At 38.5% G+C, this 24319-nt stretch carries 23 protein-coding genes; 15 read left to right on the top strand and 8 right to left on the bottom strand.

Annotated elements, in window-relative coordinates:
• Nucleotides 1-156: 156 nt before the first annotated feature.
• The gene (locus M3182_RS02885) at nt 157-366 is read left to right on the top strand and encodes a hypothetical protein (protein WP_251435255.1); all 210 of its coding nucleotides are present in this window, start codon (nt 157-159) and stop codon (nt 364-366) included.
• A gap of 201 nt (nt 367-567) precedes the next feature.
• Here M3182_RS02885 and M3182_RS02890 read toward each other — a convergent pair whose 3' ends face one another.
• Together M3182_RS02890 and M3182_RS02895 are read right to left on the bottom strand one after the other, a co-directional pair.
• Nucleotides 568-1080 (bottom strand): hypothetical protein, encoded by a 513-nt coding sequence (locus M3182_RS02890; RefSeq protein WP_251435257.1) that lies wholly within the window; start codon nt 1078-1080, stop codon nt 568-570.
• A 522-nt stretch (nt 1081-1602) separates the two neighbouring features.
• Entirely contained in the window at nt 1603-2610 is a 1008-nt protein-coding gene (locus tag M3182_RS02895) for a DUF3231 family protein (RefSeq protein ID WP_251435259.1), read from the bottom strand.
• Between the two features lie 227 nt (nt 2611-2837).
• On the opposite strand from M3182_RS02895, the gene M3182_RS02900 reads away from it, so the two are divergent.
• On the top strand, nt 2838-3269 hold the full coding sequence (locus M3182_RS02900; protein WP_251556251.1) for an ester cyclase: 432 nt from the start codon (nt 2838-2840) through the stop codon (nt 3267-3269).
• A gap of 69 nt (nt 3270-3338) precedes the next feature.
• On the opposite strand, the gene M3182_RS02905 is transcribed toward M3182_RS02900, so the two are convergent.
• Nucleotides 3339-4664: a TolB family protein gene (locus M3182_RS02905; protein WP_251435265.1), complete on the bottom strand. Its 1326-nt coding sequence runs from the start codon at nt 4662-4664 to the stop codon at nt 3339-3341.
• Between the two features lie 772 nt (nt 4665-5436).
• Here M3182_RS02905 and M3182_RS02910 point away from each other — a divergent pair.
• Nucleotides 5437-6459, top strand: coding sequence for a DUF3231 family protein (locus tag M3182_RS02910; protein WP_432806633.1), 1023 nt, complete (start codon nt 5437-5439; stop codon nt 6457-6459).
• 160 nt (nt 6460-6619) lie between these two features.
• Here M3182_RS02910 and M3182_RS02915 read toward each other — a convergent pair whose 3' ends face one another.
• Nucleotides 6620-7201: a DUF6241 domain-containing protein gene (locus M3182_RS02915; RefSeq protein ID WP_251435271.1), complete on the bottom strand. Its 582-nt coding sequence runs from the start codon at nt 7199-7201 to the stop codon at nt 6620-6622.
• A 244-nt stretch (nt 7202-7445) separates the two neighbouring features.
• Here M3182_RS02915 and M3182_RS02920 point away from each other — a divergent pair, with 244 nt between their 5' ends.
• From M3182_RS02920 to M3182_RS02955, 8 genes are all read left to right on the top strand, one after another.
• On the top strand, nt 7446-8234 hold the full coding sequence (locus M3182_RS02920) for an enoyl-CoA hydratase/isomerase family protein (RefSeq protein ID WP_251435273.1): 789 nt from the start codon (nt 7446-7448) through the stop codon (nt 8232-8234).
• 856 nt (nt 8235-9090) lie between these two features.
• A complete protein-coding gene (locus M3182_RS02925) occupies nt 9091-9291 on the top strand; it encodes a cold-shock protein (RefSeq protein ID WP_251435275.1) in 201 nt (66 codons plus the stop codon).
• A 398-nt stretch (nt 9292-9689) separates the two neighbouring features.
• The gene (locus tag M3182_RS02930) at nt 9690-11213 is read left to right on the top strand and encodes a spore germination protein (protein WP_251435277.1); all 1524 of its coding nucleotides are present in this window, start codon (nt 9690-9692) and stop codon (nt 11211-11213) included.
• Nucleotides 11214-11239: 26 nt separating this feature from the next.
• Nucleotides 11240-12331 (top strand): Ger(x)C family spore germination protein, encoded by a 1092-nt coding sequence (locus tag M3182_RS02935; RefSeq protein ID WP_251435280.1) that lies wholly within the window; start codon nt 11240-11242, stop codon nt 12329-12331.
• Nucleotides 12332-12347: 16 nt separating this feature from the next.
• Nucleotides 12348-13481, top strand: coding sequence for a GerAB/ArcD/ProY family transporter (locus tag M3182_RS02940; RefSeq protein WP_251435282.1), 1134 nt, complete (start codon nt 12348-12350; stop codon nt 13479-13481).
• Nucleotides 13482-13678: 197 nt separating this feature from the next.
• Nucleotides 13679-14611 (top strand): EamA family transporter, encoded by a 933-nt coding sequence (locus M3182_RS02945; protein ID WP_251435284.1) that lies wholly within the window; start codon nt 13679-13681, stop codon nt 14609-14611.
• A 196-nt stretch (nt 14612-14807) separates the two neighbouring features.
• A complete protein-coding gene (locus M3182_RS02950; protein WP_251435286.1) occupies nt 14808-15404 on the top strand; it encodes a DUF6155 family protein in 597 nt (198 codons plus the stop codon).
• Nucleotides 15405-15449: 45 nt separating this feature from the next.
• Nucleotides 15450-16136 (top strand): hypothetical protein, encoded by a 687-nt coding sequence (locus tag M3182_RS02955; protein WP_251435288.1) that lies wholly within the window; start codon nt 15450-15452, stop codon nt 16134-16136.
• A gap of 140 nt (nt 16137-16276) precedes the next feature.
• Here the strand turns inward: M3182_RS02955 and M3182_RS02960 are convergent, their stop codons facing one another.
• Nucleotides 16277-16825, bottom strand: coding sequence for a biotin transporter BioY (locus M3182_RS02960; RefSeq protein WP_251435291.1), 549 nt, complete (start codon nt 16823-16825; stop codon nt 16277-16279).
• A 183-nt stretch (nt 16826-17008) separates the two neighbouring features.
• Here M3182_RS02960 and M3182_RS02965 point away from each other — a divergent pair, with 183 nt between their 5' ends.
• From M3182_RS02965 to M3182_RS02975, 3 genes are all read left to right on the top strand, one after another.
• Entirely contained in the window at nt 17009-17530 is a 522-nt protein-coding gene (locus M3182_RS02965) for a hypothetical protein (protein ID WP_251435293.1), read from the top strand.
• A complete protein-coding gene (locus M3182_RS02970) occupies nt 17527-17736 on the top strand; it encodes a hypothetical protein (protein ID WP_251435296.1) in 210 nt (69 codons plus the stop codon). The genes M3182_RS02965 and M3182_RS02970 overlap by 4 nt, the downstream gene beginning before the upstream one ends.
• Before the next feature lie 98 nt (nt 17737-17834).
• Nucleotides 17835-18083, top strand: coding sequence for a SunI/YnzG family protein (locus M3182_RS02975; protein ID WP_251435298.1), 249 nt, complete (start codon nt 17835-17837; stop codon nt 18081-18083).
• 84 nt (nt 18084-18167) lie between these two features.
• On the opposite strand, the gene speD is transcribed toward M3182_RS02975, so the two are convergent.
• The 3 genes from speD to M3182_RS02990 form a co-directional block, all read right to left on the bottom strand.
• Nucleotides 18168-18977, bottom strand: coding sequence for an adenosylmethionine decarboxylase (gene speD, locus M3182_RS02980; protein WP_251435300.1), 810 nt, complete (start codon nt 18975-18977; stop codon nt 18168-18170).
• 250 nt (nt 18978-19227) lie between these two features.
• The gene (locus tag M3182_RS02985) at nt 19228-20622 is read right to left on the bottom strand and encodes an amidase (RefSeq protein ID WP_251435302.1); all 1395 of its coding nucleotides are present in this window, start codon (nt 20620-20622) and stop codon (nt 19228-19230) included.
• Nucleotides 20619-20804, bottom strand: a complete 186-nt coding sequence (locus tag M3182_RS02990) for a hypothetical protein (protein ID WP_251556253.1) — start codon at nt 20802-20804, stop codon at nt 20619-20621. The genes M3182_RS02985 and M3182_RS02990 overlap by 4 nt, the downstream gene beginning before the upstream one ends.
• A 1079-nt stretch (nt 20805-21883) precedes the next feature.
• Here M3182_RS02990 and M3182_RS02995 point away from each other — a divergent pair.
• A complete protein-coding gene (locus tag M3182_RS02995) occupies nt 21884-23959 on the top strand; it encodes a catalase (protein ID WP_251556260.1) in 2076 nt (691 codons plus the stop codon).
• Nucleotides 23960-24319 lie beyond the last annotated feature (360 nt).

The following is a 24319-nucleotide window of genomic DNA, read 5'->3' on the forward strand; positions in this document are numbered from 1 at the left end:
GAACATAAGCACAGACCGGTTAGGACTGTTGGTAGTTACTCAAGGAAAAGCGCCAGGTTCCAATTTATCCTTTATAAAATCATGTAAGAAATGTTCTATTATTAGGAAGAAATCGGTTAAAAATCAGTTTTGACTGAATAGAGTTAGGGGGAAGGTGTGTCGAAACAGGAAAATGAAAAGAACCCTAAACTAGGAAATTATGTTACGTACGGAATGACTTTTGGTTTACTAGCTGGGGCACTTTTGAGTATAGTTGGAACGATGATCGAAAACTTATTTATTCAAATTGCCGGTCCTGCAATAGGTTTATCATTCGGAACCGTGATTGGTGCTTTGGTTTATTCTTTTGGATCAAGAAATCGGTAGGTTTACAGTTGGCACAATGCCATTAGGAGCATTTTTACAATCATAAGAAGGATGAACAGACAGGCTCATCCTTACTAGTAAGGAGTTCAGATGGTGTGGAGAAAACAACAGCAACCTCTAGATAGTTAAACAGCAAACGAATGAAACCTATTTTCCAACATCCGAATGACCATTAGAAAAGCTAAGCATCAGTGCTTAGCTTTATTCCATTGAATTGTGATCAAGTCGAAATAAATGTACTTTGTTATCGTATAACCAAAATTCTATGGATTTGTTTCGTTTCTTATCTACATACCCAATAATATCTGAACCTTGCTCGCTGCGAAAATAGTAATGCTCTCCATATGATTGGATAATTGTCTTCTTATCATCACCAATTTTTATTCCTTTAGAAGTTGTTAAATGACTGTCAGTGACAATAAATCTTGTAATTTTCCCGTTGTTGTTTACTGCTACCTCAATTCCATTACTTAATTGAAAATAATCATAGTTTTCGACATCCCGACTTTGTTCTGTTTTCTCCCCATATTTTTCTGATATCTTTTCACTATAAAAATCATCGTTTACAGACAAACCATCAACATTCTCACTTCCTAAATTTGTCCTATTTGTAATTAAATGATGATAGGAACGAGGGAAGGTTTGGTCTAATGTAAAGGCAGTTAGCAAAAGAAGAATTCCGACCGAAACTATAAAAATAATAATTCGTTTCATATAAAAATAAAACCCCTTTTATAAGTTGAAGATTATAAGATGATTTTACCATAATTTTCATAATATCTTCTTTGAACTTCGTTATAGTCACCTAGGTTTTTTCTCTTCGCGGCCGAAGGCGTTATAGTTATTCAGTTAAGTGGTTCGGATGGTGGGATTCGGGATTATGCAACGGCTAAGGATTTATGGGGGAAATACTAGAATTGAGTATCAGCAGTCCTACGATGAATGCAATCGTTACAGCCTGAAGCTATGGAGTTTAATTACCTAAATTTTCCGGAAAGTGGTTGGTGGAGTATTTTCAATTGTGATGGGCCATGATCAATCGTCTAAGAGGTAGAAAAAGCTGAAAATGTGGCTTAAAGGGACTGCGATAACAAGCAAGGCCAAAAAAAATCACCCAACAATTATTGCTTTATAAGTGAAACCTAGTTGAGCGAATTGTTCATTTGAAAGGACAATCAATAAGTCAGCCTCCTGCAGAAAAGAATGCCTGCAGTTAGGCTGACTTTTTATAGCGCATTATTCCTTTGTTAAATCTCTGCGGTCGGGTGCTAATGGTGGTTGTTCTAGCCATCCGTTTGCAATCATTAAATTGACCCCATCTTCTGACAACTTCAAAATTTCCCCGATTAAACGGGAATAATCCGCAATGAGGTCGCTTTTTTGGCTCTCTGAAATTGCTACTCCATAGTTTCCTACTCCTGCGTAAGTCATCAGCCCGAAGTGAAACATGATTAATTTATCGGAAAAAGGTGATTCTGTTGAATCAGTGACCTCTTGTTCAAAAGACATCGGGACAGGATGGGAACCCATTTCTAGGTAGCTTCTGAATACTTTGATATGTTTTACGGCAATTTCTTTCCCTCTTAAAATATACTTCCGTACTTTATCGGCCTTCGCTACTTGGCTAAAAGCAGTCGCCATACAGGCCCCTAGTTGATTTGTTACGGTATTTGCGTAAAGATTGGTAATCTCGATACCGGTTAAGGCTGCTCTGCGGCCAAGCCCTTCCAGAAGGAAAGATTGTTTCTTGATGAATTCTACTTTTTCTGGATAGGGGATAGTTGGTGGGCGAATCGCGATTCCTTTTTCTAACATCAATTGCGTTGCCTCATTTTTCAATTCAATCGTTGAGGTCAAACATTTAGAAAACAAGGAGCTGATGTCCGGCCGAAAGACGTCTTGTAACACTCTTCCATATGTGACCAATCCGCCTTTTCCCATATTGTGTATGTATTGTAAATAAAAGAGATCAGAAAACAATCGCTTTGCCTTTAGGTTAACATCTTGAGCGGTAAATCCTTGTGGAATCTGGATTCCTTCGTCTGTAAAAATGCCACGGATCGTTTCTGTATGTTGTTGCGATAAGTCTAGAGCATGCTCTAACAATTTTTGAATATTCTCGTCGTCTACATGTTCGAGAAAATAACGAATCACACAGATCGACATACTATCTGCAAGATATGAGGACCAAAGATAGCTTAATTCAGAAGCTGTTAATTTAACGGATTTATGGTTTATTTCCATGGAAGATGCCTCCTAGTTATTCCATCATTTATAAACTGCCCATTTTAGAAGGAAATATGAAAAAACCATTGGAAATCTTCCCATTTCAAACAATAGTAGTATATATGAAAAGATTAGAAATTGTTATCAGAGTTATCAAAAATGGGATAGGAATTAGGTATAATCAAGATAGAAGCATCTGGAAACTGAAGTAGGAAGCGGTTGGGTAAAAAGATTACTGGGGGCAGATGATGATTAGCGAAGAGAAAAAGGACATTGTTGAAAAATGGTTTCATGAATATTTCACAAAAGGGAACTTAGACATATTAGATGAGCTTACGACAGCAGATTTTGTATATCATGCGAGAAACGGAGACAGTTCCAGAGATCAGATGAAAGCATTTATGAAATGGTACCGTAGTGTATTTCATGATGATCAATGGGTGCTAGAGGACTTGATTGAACAGGGAAACAAATTAGTGGTTCGCTATACAGGTTGGATGACATATAAAGGCGGTTGGTTCAATATCCCGGCGGAAGACCAGCGAGTGAAAGAAACCGGCATGATGATTTTTACCATTGAAAACGGAAAGGCGAAAGAACTTTGGTGTGAGAATAGTGATGCGGCGATCTTGTATGAACTAGGGGCTTTAGCTAAAGGAACTCATCAAACGTTTTAACCTTAAACAATATTGATACCGAAAAGACGCTTGGGTCTGTTTTGACCCAAGCGTTTTGCTGTGTAACGATTATTTCCGTTTTATAAACAAATTCAATACAAAACTGTAAATAAACACAACAACCGTACATCCCAATATCGCGGCTGCTAACATACCAAGACCAATTCCGTACCATGGGTCAACGGTAAAGCCGACAATGAAACTACTGATAAAAACGACCAAAGCAAGGATGAGACTGGCAGTTGCAGGGAGATAACTTTTCTTTTTCGATTGATAGCGTCCGAGATACGTGCTGACTAGAGCAAGCAGGACTACATAAAAAACCATCAAGGTGTTTCCATTTGCGAAGGTATCCAAGGTTTTCATCCAGAAATGATTTGAATTCGATGAAGATAAAGCGATTTTAATCTCTTGAATTTCTTCGGTTTCTATGTCAACTATTTTAAGTGCGTGTTCTTCCGGGGCCCCTGGCCAATTTGTGTATTCTAGAAATGCGATTTTGTTCTGATTCTTAAAAAACCTTGGTGAAACAACGGATGATTCCAAATGAGTTAGCCTCTTGGTTACTCCAGACTCGATATCGAATAAAAATAATTCATATTGAAACAAAGAGGTGTCCCGGGATTCATCAGAAACGGTTGTATAAGCAATTTTGGTTCCGTCTGGTGAATAGCGAAACCAGTAGGTGTCAGTAGGAAGTTGATTTGCGCCAGGTGCCGATTTTTCCGTTCTATCCTCAATTGAAAAAGCGGTCACTTTTTCTTTCGTCCCGTCAAACAAGCTATAGTAAACTTCTTTTCCATTATGTGAAACAGAGAGGAAGTTCATTGTAAAATGGTCTTTATCTGTTATTTGCTCAACTTTTCCATCAGCAAGGTGTGCGACATAAAGGTCGTAGCCTTCAGTCGCTTCGCCTTCTGCTTTGTTATATTCTTCTGCCGGGATTCCGACGAAGTAAATTTCTTCACCGGTAGCAGAAAAAACAGCTTCGGACACATGAGTGTCTACAGGTGATACGCGCTTCGGTTCACTCCCATTAGAATTGGCTGTATAAAGCGTGTTGATTCTCTCTTCATTATTATTTGCTAAAAACAGAATCGTCTCTCCATCGTTAGAGTATCTCGGTTGATGATGTCGTTCGTTAGGCGAGTCTGTTAATTTCATTACATCGGATCCATCTACGTTGGCCTGATAAATGCTTTCTTTCCCATCAATATAATAGGAAAGGAGATACTGCTCATCATCAGGCGAAAGCTCAAAAGTGCTTCCAAGCCCAGTAAAATAACGATAAGGCTCCTCGTCCCGCATTAAGCTAAAAACAATCGTCCCGATAAGAAGTAGCGACGTAAAAATGATGAATCCAATCAAAATCTTTCCTTTTTTCTGTTTCTCCATTCTGATTCCCCTTTGAAAAATCAATTCGACCCTTTAGTCCTGTGTGTTCGTTACTCTTTGTTTGCGGAATCTTTTAAACTATCTTTCTATTCATATTGTAGCTCAATATGTAATGTTAAAAAAGTTGATTGATGAAAACAGTTAGAAACGGAGGAGTTTGGCCCTAATAAATGGGACGGTTTCCTGTTATCAGTATGTATTATTGTAATAGTAAAATGAGAAAAAAGGACGAGATGTTTTAAGGCTTTCCTGAATTCTAATTATATTTTAATTTCTCCTGAGAATATTATCATTTTTCTTAAGCCTATAATCATTGAGGAGAATCCAGGCTTTGACTTATTTCTTTTTGTTTTTTTGAGCTGTTAGTTCCTTTGATTGGTTTATCTAAATTATTGAAGAAGAATAAGATGAACTCTTAATGAGGGTTTCGAATCAAACTATCAATGAATATTCCTATTATGATTTGCGAAAAATGTGGGGGAAAGATAATTGACATGCATTTTTTTACGAAAAAGGAAACAGTTTGATCCCTGACTTGAATATGTATTAAAAGAGACAGGTGTAACAGCCAATGTAACCGGACTTTTATAATCGTAAAAGTTGGTTCGAATGTTAGTATGCCGTAAGTGATGTAGATGTTATTCACCTAATAGTGGAAAGTGTTTTGAGAAGGTGCAATAGCAAGGTCCTTTTTTAGGGGCATAAAAATAAATACTATGGTCATCCTATACATAAAGTGTGAAAAGGGGACTTTTTTATGGATTTCAACCCGATGGATATTTTAAAACCAATCAATATAAGTGCAAGTGCTTTGGACGAAACTCAGTCGTTAACATCCGCTGAACTTGGGAAACTTTGGGCAACTTATACGGGAAACAGCATGTCCAGTCAAATCCTAGACTATTTCCTCCACCACTGTGAGGATGAAGATATTAAGACACTTTTGGAAAATGGGATTGCCTTAAGTAAGGATTTTATGCAGAGGATCGAAGGATTTTTTAATAAAGAGGATTATCCTGTACCTGTTGGCTTTACGGAAGATGACGTCAATCTCGGTGCTCCACGTTTATACGAAGATGAATTTTATGTACATTATTTGAAATATGCGGCGAAAGCTGGACTTAGTATTTACGGTGTAGCTATTCCATTAGTGATGCGGGAGGATATTAGAGAGTTTTTTATTTATTGCAACCAAGCGACCACGATTTTTCTGGGACAAATCAATAATGTTTTGATGGAAAAGAAATTCATTCCAAAACCGCCTAGTATTCCAACTCCTGAAAGCACGGATTATATTCAGAAGCAAAATTACCTAAAAGGTTTTATTGGCGATGTTCGCCCATTGCATGCATTAGAAATCATTCATCTTTACGATAATATTGAGAACAATATCACGAGTAAGGCTTTGTTACTTGGTTTTCATCAAGTGGTGAAAGATGATAAAATCAAGGCTTTGTTTAAACGAGGATTAGAAATGACGGATAAAGCTGTGAAACAGTATATGGAAAAACTGCAGATCGAAAACCTACTAACACCGTCGTACCTCGATCATTTAGTGACAACGTCTTCTTATTCACCTTTTTCCGATAAAATTATGTTATTTCACAAAGTGGACATGTTCTCCATGAAAATCAGGTCATTTGGCAACTCCCTAGCAGTCAATGGTAGACGAGATATATCCTTGTTATACGGACGAACGCTCATAAACGTAGGGTTATTTGTCGATGATGGGGCAAATATCTTAATTGATAAAGGGTGGATGGAATCCCCTCCAAAAGCATTTGACAGAACATAAGATATACTTGTTTTGTTTAAAGGACTTTTTAGGAGATGCGTCAAACGTGTTGAATTATACTCGATGGGACCAGTGTAGGGTCCTTTTTGTTTTAGTATAGGATCTATTTTATTGAAGAAGTGTGCAGTGAAAATGCGAACAGTCACAGTGACTGTTCGCATTAATTCCATTGGTCGTTATGTTTTTTTAGTCCTTCTTCGCCAAAGAAGTGTTCGACATATTGTAGTTCTTCTTCGGGAGTTCTTGCAGTGGTTCTGTAGGGCGGATTAAAGTCTTCAGGAAGTGGATTGATGGCGTCGCGGATATCCCAATGATCGTTGACGATATTATTGAAATTTCCTCTCGCCCAGCGGTCTAAAATATTTTCATAGTTGGCTGAAACTTGAATTTCGGCCATGCTTTCATACAGGTATTGAATGTTTTCTTTGCTCATTTGCAGTCTCTTTGCCACTTTGGTTCCGGGTACCTTAAAACCTTGGTTGTCATATTCAACTTTTTGGAAAGAAAGTTCCATCATTCTGAACAGTAATTCTTTCTCGTTATTAATTTTGCCTATTTCGCTAGCAGCTTGTAATAGTTCTTCAGGTTCTGCTGAATATAAATCTTGAGGTTGTAATTCTGCAATTTGCAGGTTTACATCGGTATCGGCTTGATCCTTTTCTTCATTCGAGGAAAAAGCAACGATTGATGTGCCAATGACGAATATTAGGGCAAGGATGCCAACCATTCCTATTTTTTTCAACTTGATTCCTCCACATATAAAAGATTTATAGGGCGATAGGGAATATTTGGATAACCTTTGGCATTATATCATTATGTTTAGTAGATTGTAAAAAAATAGATTTTAATTTGAATACAACTGGAGAGCGAAATGAGGATAAAAATCTGAGAAGTAGTTATTGGTATACAAGTTACTAAGTTCATTGGTATAATTTTATTAGTCTGAATAATCGAATTAATCTTAAAAATTTTAAGGGGGAATTGGAATGGAGCATATAATTGTCGATACAAAGGATGGAGTTCGTACTCTTACTCTAAACAGACCGGAGCGCTTGAATGCTGTCAATGATACGCTGAGTCATGAAATTATTCAAGCGATTTCCGAGGCTTCTTCTGACGATGAAGTTCGGGTGATTGTGATTACTGGGAGTGGACGAGGTTTTTGTGCGGGGCTTGATTTGACCGAGTATGCAAAGCGGAATCCAGACCTTCAATCTCGTCATCAGAAATTAGATGACTTAGGTTGGGTGGGCCATCAGGCTTTAGGGATTGTTCATTGTGACAAGCCTGTAATTGCGGCAATCAATGGGATTGCGGCAGGTGCAGGACTTGCGCTCGCACTTGCTTGTGACATTCGATTTATGTCTGCTGATGCCCGGGTAACCGCTGGATACATCCGCCGTGGCCTCAGCCCAGATGCAGGGATGTCTTATTTTTTACCGCGGTTAGTTGGACAAGCGAAAGCGGCGGAACTAATTTACACGGGCCGGGACATTTATCCGGAAGAAGCTGAACGACTAGGGTTGGTGAACGGAGTTTTTGCCGATGAAGACCTACATGAGCAAGTGATGAACTTTGCCAGAGAGTTAGCCGCTGGACCACCGGTGGCGATGACGTTATCAAAACGATTGCTAGCTTCAAGTCAAGACAGTGATTTAACTGCCATTTTAAAACAAGAATATGCTTTTATTAAACAATGTTTTGGAACAAAGGATGTTCAAGAGGGAATACGTGCGTTTGCTGAGAAAAGGAAACCTGTGTTTCGGGGGGAATAGTGGAAATATTGTAGTGCAGGTAGTTGCAAGGGATTGAATTAATTTAAGTTAACATTGAAGTAGCCTACCAATCACATGATATGGTAGGTTATTTTGTTGATGTGACAATGCATATCTACAAAATTTTTACTGTTAATTTTGGTGTGAGTTATAGTAGGGATATATGTGCACAAGACATGAAGAGTTAAGAATTAAGAAGGAATGGGAGAGGGGTTTCTTTGATTCGTTTAATCGAAAATATTTATGAAAGGTCGATTGCCATCCTGCTTTTAAGTTCTTTTTTTATGTTCGCCAACTAAGAAAGACAAAAAGAGAAAGAAAGCCTTCAACCTTCTAATTTGACATGTATGGAATTACTCAACTTGCCATTTTATTATGGAGAGGTAGTTTTCTCATTCTTAGATACGTTCTATAAAATGTTCTAGTGTATTGGTTCATTTGTATTCCAGAAATAAACACTACATACTTCGATAAAGATCCTCATTCGGTTTCGATTCCGTTTTTTTGGGCATTCAAACAATTTATTTTTTCTTCACAGTTGGATGAAAAGTCATTTTTAGAAGGACACGCTAATTATTCTTGTATTATAAAATGTTTTGCTGGGAAAGAATAAGGGGTGAGAACGAATGCTGAAATGGTCATACTTTGTTTTTTCTTCCGGGTATTTTCTTTGAAAGATGCCCGTAAAAAAAATTTAAGGATGAACATTTGCATTAAAATATAATATTTGTTATTATTTGGAAGAATTATTTTTGTCTGTTCGAAAGGCTCGTGAAAGTTGCAAGACTTTTTGACCTGAAGACATCAGCAAGAATAGTAACAAAACGGTGAAAAGCACCAAGGAGGAATTGTTTTAATGGAACAAGGTACAGTAAAATGGTTTAACGCAGAAAAAGGATTTGGCTTCATTGAGCGTGAAGGTGGCGATGATGTATTCGTACATTTCTCAGCAATCCAAGGGGATGGATTCAAGTCCTTAGAAGAAGGTCAAAAAGTTACTTTTGAAGTGGAACAAGGTCAACGTGGACCTCAAGCTTCAAATGTTCAAAAAGTATAACCTTTCAAATTTCAAAGACTCTCTCGCAGAGTCTTTTTTATTTGGAAAAAAACATAAAAAAACCTCGCCCAGTTAATAGGCGAGGAAAAGGCAACACATAAAATAAACGGTAGGGCAAGTATAACATAAGCTCCATGGTAAACCTAATTTGAGGACAATATTTTTCATAAAAAGTCACAGCGACACCCCGAATTTTCTTGTTTCACAGGACTATTCCACAGGGGCAAGGGCATTCAAGGCTAGAGATGGTGATTGCGAGGAGAGGGTGATTACTATCTACAATAATCGACAAATACCGGGTGGTCCCTGTGACTTAATCGACAAATTTGAACATAATTCCAATCTTGTTGTTAAATACTAATTCTGTTAGATGATTTTTTGCAAAGGGTTGGGTGTAGATGTTTAGGAAGAAGAGGGTGCGGCGTAGGTCTGTAAAAGGTTATGAGACGACAGAAAAAACGATTGGTGAGGTTTTTGAGAAAGCGAAGAAGTCAAGTGATTTTACAACAGTTACACCGTTAGAAAAATATCCTTCGTTAGTGATTAGTTTTTATGAAACATTGATTGATTCAAAGGTTTTTTTTCAATCGGTTTTACCTTCCTTAAAAGAAAAAGCTTCGGAGTTAAAGGAGCTCTCTGCTTTAAAAAATATCATTCCAATTGAAAAAATCAAAATCACAACAGATCACACTGAGGTTGAAAAAGGCCTTTATGATGGTGCGATTGTCATCTATTTTGAGGATAAGAAAGAGGAATACGCCCTTTTAAATATTGCAGATCATCGACTAGGTCAGCGGGAAACAAATGATACTCAGAATGAATTTAGCGTGATTGGTCCAAAAGTGGGATTTATTGAGGACCTTTCGACAAATCTCCATTTAATTAGAGATCATCTGAGTACTTCAGATCTGATATTTGAAGAAGTAACTGTTGGTTCAAGGGAAAGAACAAAGGTGGTACTCGCTTACTTGGATGGAGTGACCAATCCAGATTACGTAAACACTGCAAAACAGCGGCTTAAGGAACTGGATATCGACGTGACTACTGACAATACCCAGCTAGAACAATTGATTACGGACGATAGCACAACTCCTTTTCCTTTATATATCACAACAGAGCGTGTGGATAGGGTAGTAAATGCAATTGTAACTGGTCAGGTTGTGCTTATAAGTGATAAATCCTCCTATGCTGTAATCGGACCTGCAACTTTAATGGATTTCTTCTCAAACCCGGAGGACTTTTACCTTCCGTCTATCATAGCATCTTTTTTTAAACTAATTAGAATCTTTGGAATGTTGTTTTCCATCTTTGCGACTTCCTTTTATGTTGCAATCTTAACCTTCCATTTTGAAGTGATTCCGAAGGACTTATTAGGCCCGATTATCTTTTCACGCGCGAATGTCCCTTTTCCACCAGTAATAGAGGTGTTATTTTTAGAAGTTACGATTGACCTATTAAGAGAAGCAGGAGCCAGGCTTCCAACAAAAATTGGCCAAACTCTTGGGATTGTCGGGGGTATTGTAATAGGGCAGGCAACGGTGGAAGCGGCGCTTACTAGTAATATTTTATTAATTATTGTCGCACTGGCAGCGTTGTCTTCTTTTACAACTCCGATTTATAAGATGTCCAATGCGGTGCGATTACTAAGGTATCCATTTATCTTGTTCGCAGCCATTTGGGGAGGGTTAGGAATTTATGTAGGGTTGCTCTTTTTAATCGCTCATTTAGCGAGGTTAAAATCATTTGGAGCTCCATTTTTCGCTCCGCTTTACCCTTATCGAAGAGGGGGAGTGGCCGTTTCCTTTATAAGACCCACTCTTACAAAATATAATAAGCGTCCTTGGTATTTAAGACCTTTAAGTTTAAAACGATATTCTCCGGTGAAAGATAAAGACCCAGAGGAAGGGCTAAATTCAGAATAATTCTTTTCGATAAAGGCTGGATGAACATGAAAAAGAGGAGAAAGCATCACATTTTATTCTTAGTATTGATTTGCCTCATTTGCCTTTTTGGCTGCTCAAGAACGAGAATCATTGACAAAATTAGTATTATTCATGTTTTTGGGTTCGATCAAGCAGAGAATGGTGAATTAATCGGAACAGCGCTATTCCCTGATTACACCATGAGCAAAGACGGAGACCAAATTCAAAAATTAGAAGAACAAGCACCGACTAGTATTTTATTTGTACCAAAAATGTCGGAGTATACTAGTACACCAATTGAGTTGGCAAAAGTTAGGGTATTGTTATTAGGGAGGAACTTTGCTGAAGCAGGCATTCAGGATATGGTTAGACGGTTAATTTTGAACCCTCAAATTGGTACACATATACAAATCGCTGGGTCAACGCATTCTGCTGGTGAAACGTTGACCAAATTTCAAAAAGAGAAATCACTTACTTTAGCTGAACGTCTACAACAAAATATGCAAGGACAGTATCTCCCCTATATGACTCTTCATGACTTTTTAAATGACTTTTATGGAGAGGGAGTGGATGCATATGTTCCGATGGTAACCATCGATGAAAAGGATCGAGTGAAAATTGATGGGATCGGGATCTTTAAGGGAGATAAATTAAAGCTCCATTTAAATCCGGATCAGACCACTTTATTTTCGTATATTGAAGATAAACGAACGCAAGCAACCTATAAAATGGTACTTGATGATAAGAACAGAGGTGAAATTGTAACGGTTCGTGCATTTCATAGTAAAAGTAAATGGGATTGGGATCAGAAGAAGGAACGAATAAATCTTCGTTTACAATTACAAATGACTCTTACGCAATATCCAGATCGGTTTGATTTAAAAAAAGAGCAAGTTGTCATGGAAATGAAGAAATTAATTGAAGAAAAGTTAGAAAAGGATCTTGGGAACTTACTGGGAACTTTAAAAGAAAATGGGGTTGACCCACTTGGAATCGGAAATATTGTTCGATCAAAGGATCGGACATGGGAGAAGGCAGCCTTTTATGAGCAATACCCTACCTTACCGATTTCTGTAAATGTGGATTTGAAAATTTTACATTCTGGCCTTGAAGGCTAATCTATTAGGATGGATTATGATGAACTCAATTGTGAAAGAAAATAAAATGGTATCGTCTTACTTTCTGTTCTTTCTGGTGCATAGCACTCAGACCGGGGTTCTTTTTTTACAAATTCAATCAACGATTATTAAGGGAGCGGGCCATGATGCTTGGATACCCATCTTGTTACTGGGTATTATGATGCATGTACTTTTTTTAATGATGCTCTATATTTTGAAGAATTCTAGTACAGGGGATATCATCTCCTTCCATAGGGATGTTTTTGGGAAGGTTTTTGGTGGGTTGTTAAATCTTATCATGGCGACTTATTTTTCAATGGTTAGTCTATACGTTTTATACACCTATATCGATATTCTCCAGATTTGGGTCTTTGACGGTATACCTAGCTGGGAATTCTCATTGCTGTTTTCTGTTCTCATTTATTACATTGTTGTGGGAGGTTTTAGGGTTGTGACAGCCATTGCTTACTGGGGTGTCGTCATTCCTAGCTTCCTGCTCCTTTCATTTTTATATTTACTTGACTATGTAGAGACTTCCCGTCTTATCCCTCTCTTTCAGTATGGTGTGAAAGACTATCTCCTCTCTGCGAAGGAGGCGGCACCGCTTTATTTAGGGTTTGAAAATGTTCTTGTTTTTTTCCCATTCATTAAAAACCGAGAAAAGTCTACCAAATGGGGGCATATAGCATTACTCTATACGACCTTTATATACACTCTTGTTACTCTATTCGCCTTTATCTATTTTTCGCAGGAAAAGCTGGAACATTTAGCATGGCCTGTCTTGACGATGATTAAAATGATTCAGTTTCCAGTGTTAGAACGGTTTGAATTTATTTTTATTTTCACATGGCTGTTAGTGGTGATGCCGGTGATTTGTATCTATCTATGGTCGGCGATTCGATCGATTAAATTGACAATTCCTAAGACAAAACCAACTTACCTATTAGTTTGTTTACTCGTAGTTTTTCACTTTGTAAATAATCAATTAACCGAAATTCAATATTCACACCTTATGGCCAAAATTGTCGATTATAGTGGACTCATCTTTCTTTTTGGCTATGTACCCTTTCTGTTTTTGATTGCAGTCGTACGGAAAAAGCTGAAAAAAGGTTCGAAACAGATACAGACGGGGGAGGGAAAGTCACAGTGACGCCCCGAATTTTCTTGTTTCACAGGAAATGTTTCACAGTCTTGGCCTTGATCAGAGTTATGTGAGAAATGAAAATTATGTTTGGTAGGGTCTTCTATTTATTAGAGCCCTTTTATCCCGGTGTAAAAACAGCCACTCTTTTCATGAACTATGTTAGAATAGGGGAGTTGTGTTATTAGCATCAAGGAGGTCAGATTATGAAATTAAACAAGGGAATCTTTTTTGTCTTGCTGGGTGCTGCTTGTTTTGGTTTTACCCCTGTTTTTGCGAAGCTGGGGTTTAGTTACGGTTATTCACTTGGACAAATTAATATTGTTCAAATGGTTATTTCCTTTCTCTTATTATGGTCCCTTACGTTTATTAAACGAGCTAGTTTTCAAGGGGTGAACAGGAGGAATGTGCTCCAGATTATGATGACTGGTTGTTTTGTCGGTTTAACCAGTATTTTTTATTATGGCTCGATGCAATACTTGCCTGCCTCATTGTCGATTATCTTAATGTTTCAGTTTGTCTGGATTGGAATCATTTTGGAGTGGATATTCAGTAAAATCAAGCCAGCGCCCGTCACCATTTTTTCCATTATTCTCATTTTGATCGGGGTCTTTTTCGCCTCGGATATTTTGAATGGAAACTTACAAGGCTTGCCAGTTAAAGGATTTGTTTTTGGTATTTTATCTGCTTTTACTTATGCGGGTTTTATCTTTTTCAGTGGGAAGGTCGCTGTCGATGTGGATCCATTGGCTCGAACCTCTTTGATGGTTACCGGTTCAATGATCATGGTCCTCGTTCTTTTTATCCGTGAAATCCCAACTGTATTCCCATTGGAGGGGAATTTGGTAACAACGGCTTTAGGTGTTTCGTTATTCGGCGCCGTTCTTCCGCCATTATTTTTTGCGATTGGAGCACCATTGGTTTCAGGAGGAGTTGCCAATATTTTAACTTCAATTGAATTACCAATTGCCATTCTTTCGGCTAGCATCATTTTGTCCGAAACCGTAACACCTCTTCAGTGGATTGGTACCTTAATAATCCTAATCGCAATTACCTTAAATGAATTCGGACACAAACTCACACAAATCAGAATAAAAAAACATTCTCTTTCAGAAAGAAAAGACTCCCTCAACCTATAAAGGTTGTTAGGGAGTCTTTTTTTGCATAAAAAGTCACTAGGGACGCCCCGAATTTTCTTGTTTCACAGGAATGTTTCACGCTTGGAAATGGTTGTCGAGTAGTTGGTATTCAGTTTCATTGCAAATAATCGGGGTAGTGTGAAACTTGTCGAAGTTGTTATAATGAGAGCAGCTACAACTGATGAAGTGAGAGTATATGGTAAATAGAGGTGGAAAAAGTGGGGGGCAGGTTACGAAAGCAAACGGAATGATCAAAATAACCGACTTAAAAAAAGAATTAAAGAATTTGGATCAGAAAGAGTTGATTCAGTTAATCGTTGATTTGTATAAGAATAATAAAGAGGTGAAACAATTTCTATCCACCAAGTTTAATGGAGAAGAAGCGGTCGAGGTACTATTTCAACAATCGAAACAGAAAATTAAGAATGAATTTTTCCCTGACCGAGGCCATGGGAAACTGAGATTAGCAGAAGCAAAAAAAGCGATTTCGGAGTTTAAAAAGCTTTCAGATGACGAGATGAACACGGTGGATTTAATGCTCTATTATGTTGAAATGGGCACAGACTTCACCGACTCTTTTGGAGGTATTGACCAAAACTTTTATAACAGCATGATTTCCATGTATGAAAAAGTGGTATCAGCGTGTGAATTAGACGAGATATACTATCATGCTTTTGAAGAGCGGTTATCCAGGATCGTAAGAATAGCAGATGGAATCGGTTGGGGGTATGGGGATACAATCGCCGAGCTCTATTTTTCCGTCTTTTATAGTAGGGAAGACGAGGACGAGTAAGCGAATTGAGACATGAAAATATACATAGAGAAGGTTTATATCATCATGGGAAAGAAGAAAAGGAAAAATAAGAATCTAGCGCCCAGGCGAAAGCGAATGAACCGCTCAGGCAGATTACAGAGTGGCAAGGAATGGATTAAGACGTTCGAAGGAAAAAACATCCTTAAATCGTATGCTAAGTGGTATGGAGTTAATAACTATTGTGCAATGATTGAACTTGAAATGTTAGGAGTCAAATTCTCAGAGAAGAAAAAACAGCAAATTCAACAAAGTGAGGCCGATAAAGTTCGCGAAAAGCAACTCCGAAAAGCAAAGCGGAAACAGAAAGAAAGGCTTGAGGACTTTGACTATGACTCTGATGAAACATTCGCCTTTATTGCAGGTTACACTGAAGGAGGTATTCCGTTTGGAATCACATATGATGATATATTAGAAGAGGGGGACGTAGAGTTAAGTTTTCTCGTACCAAACGGCGGGGAGGATGATGTGGAAGACTGGATTGAATTTCTGTTGTTTAAAAATGAAAACTCCTCAATCAAATGGGAAAACGATCACTGGTATTCGGAAACGTTTGATTGGGAACATTATTTTGGACACCAACAAGCTTTTCATAATCAGGATGAACTTGTCTATCAATTAAATCGACTAAACCTTTTGGAGCAGTTTCAAGAGAGTCGCCTAAATAGAGAATTATCTACTGAGAGACTTGGTAAGCTTTCGGGGCAAGAATAACTCTGTGCTGACGACAATGTTCTTGTTTGTCTATAAAAAAGACCAATCTGCTAGTAAACAGTACCCTGTGTAGTAGACACTTTAAAAAAGTCCACTGCACAGGGTCTTTTTGGCTAACCGTGACTATTGAGGGCAAGGGTTTAAGCTGTTTTTTGTAATAAATGTGCGCTCATTAATCGATTTCTTACGATGACTCCTAACCAAGCTGCAGCGATTGCTTTGATAATTCCTCCTAAAATAAATGGAGCGACACCACCCATAAATGCTGCTGTCCAAGATAAATCCGCAACAATCTTCAACCAAATGGTTCCGAAAGCTAAAGTAATCACCATGCCAATTAAATTCGAAATAATACCGTGAACATAATTGTAACCAAACTTGTCCATATAAATTCCCATAATATAGGCTTGAATTAAGAATCCAACAATATATCCTCCAGTAGGACCGACGAGGATCGCGAGTCCGCCTGAAAAACCGGAGAAGACTGGTAAACCGATTGCGCCTAGTAAAATATAGATTAATACTGCAAGTGTACCCAATTTTGTCCCTAAGATCATAACAATTAGACCAACAGCTAGTGTTTGTCCTGTGATGGGGACAAGTGGTAGTGGGATTGTCAGTTGAGCGAGGACCGCAATAATGGCTGCACCAAATGCAGCTAAAACGTATGAATAGGTTTTCGATTTCATTTTATTCCCCCAATTTGTGTTAACCAGAATTAACTTTAAGTTTACATGAATGGTATTATAATAGGGTTATTTTGTCAATACCAGCATTTGAATTTTCAGAATAATCATTGCGGAATAGGGGACGAAAAGTTAGATGGAACTTTTTAAAATCAGATTCGTAAGTGTAATAGGGAGTTGAAAATTATGAAAATAGTGATAACGTTACTTATCGTATTTCTTATTACATTTTTATTGATTTTTGCTTTTATTTTTCGCAGTAATAAACAAGAATCCGAGGAAGAAAAAACGAGCGGTTTCATGGTGATTTTTGTTTCAATCCTTTTTTCACTTGTTATTACTGGTACAATCGGACTGATTCTGTTTGCTATATTTGGTTCTACGAGTCTTGTTAATTCCCTTTTTTCTCTTCATATAAGCACGAATCAGCTTGTGGTTGTAACCATTGCTTTTTTCATTTATTTGTTTACGCTAGACAATTTGCTTGAATGGATTGTGAAGTGGATTATTGGCAAAAATCTTTTCTACACTAGTTTATTAGCGTTTCTACGGATCGGCATATTTTATGCGATTGCAAATCTGGTGGGGCTGACTCAAAACGTTAGTATCACCATCGCAGCAGGAGTCGCTTTCATTCTATTGTTCATTGAAGTTTCATACGAATGGAGAAAGAAAAGTAAAATGGAAATAGGAGGAAGTTCGTCATGAGAGAACGAAAGGATTCGAAAAAATTAGAAACTGGCTTTCACATTTTTATCATTCTTTTTGCCATAGGAGTTATTTTATCTTCCATCGTGGGAAACAAAGAGATGGAACGAGCAACGATGTACATCCTATTAGGGATTATAATTGGTGGTAGTCACTTATTTCGTGTTATCAAGATTGTTAGGAAGCAAAAAAAGCTGGTTTCGTAAAATAAGAATCGTTCCTTATTGACATCGAAAACTTTCATATTAGTAAAATTTTTTTCGTAAAGTTCTATTTAAAATTCATCACTAGGAGATTAAACGATATGTTTGGACTTAAAATAGAAATAAAGGAAGATACACTCATAATGAAATGGCGATTTACTAAAATCGAAATTCCTCTTTCTGAAATAGTTGAGGTGACAGAAGACGATACATATGGTGGTGGTCAGGAGAAGAATGCTATTCGACTTGGTTTTCCTAGTGCAACTACGGATCGAATCGTGATTAAAACGACCACTGAAACTTATCTTTTGTACACGAGTGCTAAGAAAAAACTACTTGCACTTGTTTAAGATATTATTTACGGATGTCTACTTAAAAATGAATTGTTTTATGGGTGGATGGTCGTTAAAAAAGAGCCGAGGAAGGCTCTTTTTTTAATGAAGTATATTCTTCCCATAAAAAATCTCATCCATTTCGAACTTGATTTTCTCGGCAATCTCTTCACAATCTTCAGTTGTTAGTTTGTCTTTTGTATAACCAAACAGATAATTATTCAAATCAAAGTTACGTAATTTGCACTTTGTATGGAAGATATTTTCTTGATAGACGTTCACATCAATCATTTCAAATTGTTCACTAATCTCTTCGGGGATGAAATTTTGAATCGAATTGATTTCGTGGTCAATGAAGAGCTTGTGCCCATCCTTATCCCTTGTAAAGCCGCGTACACGGTAATCCATAATCATGACATCTGTTTCGAACGATCGGATTAAATAGTTAAGTGCCTTCAATGGTGAAATTTCTCCACATGTTAAGACATCAATATCGGCTCGAAAGGTGCTAATGCCTTCATCTGGGTGAAATTCAGGGTATGTATGAACGGTCACATGACTTTTATCAAGCTGAATCACAATTGAACCTGGAAGCGGCCCTGGTGATTCCTCGAAAGTTTCCGAGGTCGCATGTTTTATTGGTTCTTCTGAAACGAGCATTGTTACGCTTGCTCCCGCCGGTTCAAAATCCTGGCTTGCGACGTTCAATACATGTGCGCCAATGATATCCGCAACATTTTTTAGAATTTCAGTCAGTCTTTCAGCACTATATTGCTCGTCGATATATTCTAAATAAGCTTCACGTTCTTCTTTCGTTCGGGTAAAGCATATATCGTACATATTAAAGCTTAACGACTTTGTCAGGTTATTGAAGCCGTGCAATTCAATGGCCTTTTCATGTGTTAGTTTCATCAAACACTTCCCCCTCACTTTTAAATTTTACTTACCTATACGTTACCCAATAACACAAGGTGTTACTTATTTTTAAGGAAAATTCGTGGAATACCATTTATTTGCTTAAGTGTTATGCTTTCTAATAAACCTCTTTGAATTAAAGAAATTAGTTGATTTCGAACAGAAAATGAAATCACTTGTTTACAAACCGGCTCTTAATGAATGTGAAATAGGCTGCGCACAAAAAAGACATGAGCTTTTTCAAGCATCATGCCTTTTGAAGCTTGTTTGTTAATGGTTGTGTCGCTTCCCACGCATGCCCGACTTGGAGCAACAGACTTTCCGATAGATGTTTGCCGAAAAATTGCATTCCGGTTGGAAGTCCGTTTCGATCCAATCCGATTGGTACCGATAAACTTGGTACCCCCGTTAAATTGATAGGGGAGGTAAATGGCATACTTTTTTGAACGACATCCAAATTTTGTTGTAACCAATGCTCACTAAATGCTGGGGTTGTGAACGGAATGGTTGGCCCAAGGAGGAGATCCACTTCCTTAAAGGCTTTACGAAGGGCTTTTACCATTTTTCTACGCGCTTGTAGGGCTTTCACATATTGTGTCGAACCTGACAAAGCACCGGCTAAAAAGAAGGATCGAATATCTGGTGAATAAGCTTCTGGATGTGTTTGTAACCATTTTTTATGAAAAGTGGAGGCTTCTCCTGAGACAATTGCATACCCCGAAAAAGTTGCCATGGAAAGCTCGGGAATGTCGATTTCTTTTATCTCTGCCCCTAAAGTTTGAAGTGTTGTCACAGCTTTTCTAAACAGTTGTTCAACATCAGGGTCTAATCCTTGTAAATAGTAAGTAGGGATTCCTATTTTTAACCCTCGAATGCCTTTCGTTAAATTGTGGGTGTAATTAGGTACTGGCACTTTTAAACTTGCGGGATCCTTCGGGTCATAGCCTGCCATAGATTGAAGCATGAGAGCCAAGTCGGAAACCGATCGTGCCATAGGTCCTGCCGTATCCAAAGACCATGCAGTCGGAGCGATGCCGTGTGTGCTAACAAGTCCATATGTTGTTTTTAATCCATAAACCCCACACATCGCAGCGGGTAAACGAATCGATCCAAATGTATCTGTTCCGGTTGCGAGCGTTGACAGCCCTGCTGCTAATGCCGCAGTACCCCCGCCACTTGAACCGCCAGGCATGTGGTTCAGATCCCAAGGATTTCGAGTCGTTCCATAGTAGGGATTGGTCCCGGTTGACCCAGCTGCAAGCTCATGCATGTTTTGTTTTCCTAGCATAATGACTCCTGATTTTAACAGTTTATTGACTGTAGTTGCATTTTTATCAGGGACATAATTTGAAAAAAGCTTTGAGCCAACGGTCGTGCGGATCCCTTTTGTAAAGTAATTATCCTTGATTCCAGTTGGAATGCCATGGAGAGGACCTTTATACTCGCCACGCATGATACTCGCTTCCGCATCTTTTGCCTGTTTTAAGGCTAAGTCGGGAAGAGGTGTAATATACGTACGGAGAACAGGATCATATTGTTCAATCCGATCTATTGTATGTTGGGTTATTTCAACAGGAGACAGTTGCCTTGATTTGATCAATGGCGCTAGCTCGGTAGCTGTTAAAAAAGTTAAATCGGTCATACCATCAACCTCTTATCCACAACTGTAATTGGGATTTCAGCATTTAAATGAGGAAAGTCGCTTGTGGCCATTTCGGCTTGTTTCATTGTAAAGAGGATGCTTTGAATAAAGGGAAGATCAGTTTCATAAAATGGCAACTGTTGGAAACGCAATCCTTGTTTTATAAAGTTTGGATCTATCATTAGAACTACCTCCTTCATAGGTGGGTGTCATTACTTTATATGAAAGCGAAAGAAAAAGGTGCGGAGGTAGTAAAAGTTGTTTAATTGTTCCTTCAACCGAAGATGAGTATGGTAAGCGAGAGGAAGTCTCGGTGCCCGTTGATACAAAAAATTGAAGTGGATGGTAACCGAGAGGTAGTCTCAGTGCCCGTTGGTACAAAAAATTGAATCGGATGGTAACCGAGAGGTAGTCTCAGTGCCCGTTGATACAAAAAATTGAATCGGATGGTAACCGAGAGGTAGTCTCAGTGCCCGTTGATACAAAAAATTGAATCGGATGGTAACCGAGAGGTAGTCTCAGTGCCCGTTGACACAAAAAATTGAATCGGATGGTAACCGAGAGGTAGTCTCAGTGCCCGTTGACACAAAAAATTGAATCGGATGGTAACCGAGAGGTAGTCTCAGTGCCCGTTGATACAAAAAATTGAAGTGGATGGTAACCGAGAGTTAGTCTCAGTGCCCGTTGATACCAAAAATTGAATCGGATGGTAACCGAGAGGTAGTCTCAGTGCCCGTTGGTACAAAGAATTGAATCGGATGGTAACCGAGAGGTGGTCTCAGTGCCCGTTGATACCAAAAATTGAAGCGAATGGTAATCGAGAGAGAGCGTCAGTGCCCGTTGATACCAAAAATTGAAGCGGATGGTAACCGAGAGGTAGTCTCAGTGCCCGTTGATACAAAAAATTGAGACGAATGGTAACCGAGAGGTGGTCTCAGTGTCCGTTGACCCCAAAAAGAGAAGCGAATGGTAACAGAGAGAGTAGTATAACTATTATTTCGAGTTCTTATTTTTGATGATGCATATGATCGTTACATCTAGAGACTGGTCATTCCGTAAACGATGTTATGTTCTTACAGGAAAAGTTCGCTTCATGCATAGAAACTTCATTAGAGTACGTCTTCGAACGTTATTTTATCTTTATGCTTGTTTGAAAATGAGATTTTTAACCATCGGTCCTAATATCCGTTCTAGTTCAAAAAAATTTGTATAAGTATATAAATGTAGTTCAAATTTTTTATACTAGGGTGGGTGATACAACATGGATGAAAAGTCTTCACGAAACCAACACCATATAAAAGGAAAAATTCCGCCTGCTGATAACATTAAGCAAGAACAATTGAATCAGTACCGCATTCAAAATACAGGGAAGCCATTGACGACGAATCAGGGGATTAAGGTTTCAAATGATTCCGAAACCTTAAAAGCAGGTGTACGTGGTCCTTCCTTACATGAGGATTTTCACTATTTTGAAAAAATGACCCATTTTGTGCAGGAAGAAGAACCGGAAAGAGTGGTTCATGCTAGAGGATACAGTGCTCATGGGGAGTTTGAATGTTACCAATCAATGAGTCATGTGACAAAAGCGTGCTTGTTTCAGCAACCAGGGAAAAAAACGCCTTTAACGGTCCGCTTTTCAACAGTGCAAGGACCTAGGGGCTCTTACGATACGGCTAGGGATTTACGTTGTTTAGGCGTTAAGTTTTATACAGAAGAAGGCAATTACGATTTGACGATGATTGCCATGCCTGTACTAATCAACCAAGACCCGATGAAATTTCCGGATGTGATCCATGCGTACCAAGCGAAGTCGGATGATGATATCCCAACTGCGACTGGTGCACATGACCATTTTTGGGATTATGTTGCCAATAACCCCGAAGCACTTCATATGACCACATGGGTGATGTCTCCGCGAGGCATTTTAAGAAGTTACCGAATGATGGAATCGTGGAGTATTAATACTTATTTGTTTGTTAACGATCAAGGAGTCGCAACCTTTGTCCGTTTTGTTTGGAAGCCTGTCCTTGGTGTTCATTCCCTTACTCAGGATGAGGCAATTAAACTCGGCGGAATTGACCCTGACTTCCACCGTAAGGATTTGCGCGAGGCAATTGATAAAGGATTTTATCCTGAATATGAATTAGGTGTCCAACTGATTCCGATGGAGGATGAATTTAAATTTGACTTTGATATTCTTGACCCTGCAAAGTTCTGGCCGGAAGAATTAATTCCTGTTCAGATTATCGGGAAGATGACGTTAAATCGAAACATTGAAAATTACCATACGGAATCCGAACAAGTTGCATTTAGTCCGGCAAATGTTGTTCCAGGAATTGATTTTTCCAATGATCCGGTTTTACAGGGAAGAATCATTGCCTATCATGCTGCACAAGTCCATCGAATTGGAACGAATTACCAAGAACTACCAATCAATAAACCAGTTTGTCCATTTACGAATAATCAACGACGAGGCCCGATGAGGTATCGGATTGATGTGGACCAAGTCAACTATCATCAAAATTCACTGGCGAATAATACACCTTACACAACGCCACCAGAACAAGGCGGGTTTGAACATTATCCACAAAGAGTCGACGGGCGTGTCGTCCGCGGACGAAGTGAGTCTTTTAACGATTTCTTTTCACAAACGAGAATTTTTTGGAACAGTTTATCGCCTATTGAAAAGCAAATGACCATTGAAGCATTTAGCTTTCAACTTGGAAAAGTAAAAAGCCGGTCGGTCCGCCAACAAAACGTGGATCTGTTGGTGAATGTCGATCAAGAACTGGCTTATATTGTTGCTGATAATATCGGGGTTGATCGCCCTCAAGGGACACATGTTCCTGTCGAGACAAGATATCCTTCTTTAAGCCAAGAGAATACCCCTAAATATGCGGTTACTCAAAAAGTTGGGGTGCTGATTGGCAATGGTTTTAACGGGCAAGAAGTGACAAATGTGTTGAATTTTTTAAAGAAAAGTGGCGTTTTCATTGAGATTGTCAGTGAAAAGCTTGGTACCGTAACGGGTTCCGATGGAACAACGCTTAAAGTGCATCATACGTTCTTGACCTCAAGCCCTTATTTGTATGACACTCTTTATGTTGTGGGAGGAAAAGCTGGGTTTCAAGCGAAATTTAATCAAGACCTCACCTATTTTGTCCAAACGGCTTATGCTCAATATAAACCGATTGGAATTGCTTCGACAGGACAGTCTTATCTTTTATCTTCAGATGAAAACAACTTGGCAGGTGTTGTATTCGCAAATAATAATCCAAATTTCAGCACGGATTATGTCAATGCCATCGCCCATCAGCGTTTTTGGAATCGAACATAATGAAAGGAACTGGAAAGAGTTATGCTCTTTCCATTCTTTATTTTAAAAGGGATGTTCCAAGTTTTGATTGGATCATTCTATTTAATAGTAGAACTAAGGGATGTGTTTTATTCGTAGCAGGCGTCCAAACATAATACTGTTTGGGCGCCGTTTCTGTTTCATGCGATTCGGGGTTCGATTCCCTGTAACTTACATACTTTTTGTTACAGCTTTGCCTTCGGTTGGATAAAGTGCCTCAACCATTGTTTACCTAAATGGATATTCCTTATGTTCCCTTTTTGAGAAAGGGCAGTAATCTGATATGAATAATTTTTCTATCAGGAAAAAACTGCGTAGATATGTATATAAATGGAACCTTGG

This window comes from Mesobacillus maritimus, assembly GCF_023715205.1.
Taxonomy (GTDB): Bacteria; Bacillota; Bacilli; order Bacillales; family Cytobacillaceae; genus Mesobacillus_B; species Mesobacillus_B maritimus_C.